This window comes from Terriglobus sp. YAF25, from assembly GCF_052113305.1.
GTDB lineage: Bacteria > Acidobacteriota > Terriglobia > Terriglobales > Acidobacteriaceae > Terriglobus.
Window position 1 is genome coordinate 1 of record NZ_JBFRCY010000529.1, and the last position, 3340, is coordinate 3340.

Sequence of the window (3340 nt, forward strand, 5' to 3'; positions counted from 1 at the left end):
GTATGGCGCCAGGCCCGGAGCGGGACCGGAGACGGCAAGAAGCTTCGACCCGATGCACTCAATCACCAGCAGCAGTACGCTGGTCGCAATCATCTCCTGCATCATGTTCAGCCACGGCTTACGCACTGAAGGAGAAGTGCAGAAGACCGCCCGCTTCAGTCCCTGGTCTTCTGTCATCGCCCAATGCGGCAGCCAGAAGAACCAGTTCAAGGCCGCACCCGTCATGGCGCCAAGTATCTGCGCCAACACAAACGCCGGAACGGTGCTCCATTGGCCCGTATGTACGGCGACGGCAACAGTCACCGCAGGGTTCAGATGCGCGCCCGGAGAGCCGCACGCAATCGCGGTAATCACGCCGCAGAAGACGGCGAAGCCCCATGCCGCGGTAATGGAGATCCATCCCGCGTTCTCACTCTTCGTACCCTTCAGCACCACACCGGCGACAACGCCTTCGCCCATCAGGATCAGAACTGCCGTACCAATAAACTCACCGAAAAACGGAGAAAGCATCAACCCTCCACCCATGCGAAGGTCCGTGTCACAGCCTTCTTCCAGGTCTTAAAGAGATCCTCGCGCTCGGCTGCATCCATCTGTGGTTTCCACGTACGGTCTGCTTCCCAGTTCTGGATCAATTCGTCCGTACCACTGAAGTAGCCGGAGGCGAGCCCCCCGGCATAGGCTGCGCCCAGCGCCGTCGTCTCGCGCATTGCGGGGCGGATCACAGCCCTATCGAGAATGTCGGCCTGGAACTGCATCAGCAGTTCGTTGGCCACCATACCGCCGTCAGTACGAAGCTGCGTGAGCTGAATCCCCGAGTCCTGCTCCATCGCCTCTACCACCTCTCGCGTCTGGAAAGCAGTAGCTTCCAGCACAGCGCGAGCGAGGTGTCCCTTATTGGCGAAACGAGTAAGACCGGCGATCACACCGCGAGCATCGTCTTTCCAGTACGGCGCATACAAGCCGCTGAACGCCGGCACAAAATAGACACCGCCGTTGTCATTCACCATCTGCGCCAGCGGTTCGATCTGGTCGCTGCTGGAGATAATGCCGAGATTGTCGCGCAGCCACTGCACCAGCGCTCCTGCAATCGCGATGGAACCTTCCAGCGCATACACCGGCGGTTTGTCACCGAACTTATACGCAAGGGTTGTCAACAGGCCGTGTGTCGAGGGCTTGCGCTCTCCGCCGGTATTCATCAGCAGGAAGCAGCCGGTACCGTAAGTGTTCTTTACCTCGCCGGGAGAGAAACAGGTCTGACCCACCAGGGCCGCATGCTGATCACCCAGGATGCCGCAGATGCCTACACCTTCAAGGCTGGTGCGGTGCAGGTCGCCGAAGTGTTCACTCGATGACTTGATCTGCGGAAGCATCTGCTTCGGGATATCGAGAGCGGCAAGAATACCCTCATCCCAATTCAGCGTGGTAAGGTTCATCAACTGCGTGCGGCTGGCGTTGGTGACATCGGTCGCGTGAACGCCACCGTGGGTGCCTCCCGTTAAGTTCCAGAGGAGATAGCTGTCGATCGTGCCGAAGAGCAGGTTGCCTTCTTCGGCCTCCTCGCGGGCGCCCTTCACGTTGTCGAGAATCCACTTCAGCTTGAGGCCGGAGAAGTATGTAGTCAGCGGCAAACCAGTCTGGTCGCGGAAGCGGTCCTTRCCTCCCTCCGCCGAAAGACGCGTAACCATATCGGCAACACGCGTATCCTGCCAGACGATGGCGTTGTAGACCGGAAGGCCGGTATTGCGGTTCCAGACAACAGTCGTCTCACGCTGATTGGTAATGCCGATGCAGGAGAAGTCCTTCGGCCGAAGACCGCGGGCGTCGACTGCCTCATCGACGACTTCGAGCGTGCGGCGCCAGATCTCGAGCGGATCGTGTTCCACCCATCCTGGCCGCGGATAGATCTGTTCGTGTTCCTTCTGTGCCACGGAGACGATGCGTCCCCGGCGGTCAAAGACCATGAATCGTGTGCTGGTGGTGCCCTGATCCAGAGCTCCGATATATCCGGCAGGCTGCAAAACTGTTCTCCCCAAGAGCCGTCTCTTTGTATCGTGTTCGACTATCAGGAAGCAACATGTGATTACGTCTGGGAAGCTCGGGAAGAATTTTGTTTGTCATTTCGCAGCGACCGAAGGGCGCGGAGAAATGACAAACAAAGGATTCTGCTGTGGCTACAAATCTAGTGCGTCACCAGGCGGCTGTGCGCAATCGCATCCAGGAAGGGTCGCGCCTGCTTCATCGCGGCCTCTACAGTGATGCCATACTTCTCGCGCAACGCATCGACCTTGCCATGCTCAATGAACTCATCGGGCCAGCCGATACGGACGACCGGCACCTGCAGCTCCAATGAGTTCAGAGCCTCCAGTACCGCCGATCCAAAGCCACCGGCGAGGACATGGTCTTCAAACGTAACGATCAGACCGCACTGACGGGCATAAGCGGCGATGCACTCGCGATCGACCGGCTTGGCAAAGCGCGGATTGATCACCGCAGCCGAGAGTCCTTCGGCGGCAAGATGGTCACTCATCGTCACGGCCAGAGGAAGCAATGCGCCCAGGCCGAAGATGGCTACATCATGTCCATCGCGAATCACCTCAGCTTTGCCGATCTCCAGCGCAACCGGCTTCTCCTTCACGACAACGCCCGGTCCGACGCCACGCGGATATCGAATCGCAGACGGCGCCTCGTAGAGCATCGCCGTGTACATCATGTCCGCCAGCTCATCCTCATCCTTCGGCACCATGTGCACAATGTTTGGAACACCGCGCAGATAGCTGATGTCGAACAGACCGTGATGTGTCGGGCCGTCATCGCCTGAGAGTCCGCCACGATCCATGCAGAAGACTACCGGCAGATTCTGCAGGCAGACATCGTGCACAATGGGATCGAAGGCGCGCTGCAGGAAGGTGGAGTAGATGGCGCAGAAAGGCTTATAGCCTTTGGTGGCCATACCGGCCGCGAAGATCACAGCATGCTCTTCCGCAATGCCGACATCGAAGTAACGCTTCGGATGATGCGGCCGGAAGAGATCGAGCGCCGTTCCATTCGGCATGGCCGCGGTAATGGCAACGACCTTGTCATTCATATCTGCAAGCTTTGTCAGCGACTCGGCAAAAATCTCAGAATATGTCTTTTGTCCCGTCGGCTTGGTCTCGCCGGTCTCAGGATCGTACGGCCCCAGGCCGTGGAACTTCTTCTGCTTCTCGAGTGCGGGCTGGAACCCGCGGCCCTTCTGCGTAATCGCATGCAGCAGCACCGGCTTATTCTGCTGCTTGAGGAATTTGAAGGTCTCAATCAACAGCGGCAGGTCATGGCCATCGATCGGTCCAAAGTAGTTCAG

At 58.6% G+C, this 3340-nt stretch carries 3 protein-coding genes; all 3 read right to left on the bottom strand.

All coding sequences use genetic code 11. The annotated features are described in order from the left end of the window. Positions 1 to 510 (bottom strand): MIP/aquaporin family protein (locus AB4043_RS19455; RefSeq protein ID WP_442307828.1); only part of this gene is annotated, 510 nt, incomplete at its 3' end. After that, complete coding sequence (glpK, locus tag AB4043_RS19460) at positions 510 to 2018, bottom strand: glycerol kinase GlpK (protein WP_442300826.1); 1509 nt, start codon at positions 2016 to 2018, stop codon at positions 510 to 512. The genes AB4043_RS19455 and glpK, both read right to left, overlap by 1 nt. A gap of 161 nt (positions 2019 to 2179) precedes the next feature. Continuing rightward, the coding region (locus tag AB4043_RS19465; protein ID WP_442307829.1) for a transketolase C-terminal domain-containing protein at positions 2180 to 3340 on the bottom strand (1161 nt) is incomplete at its 5' end.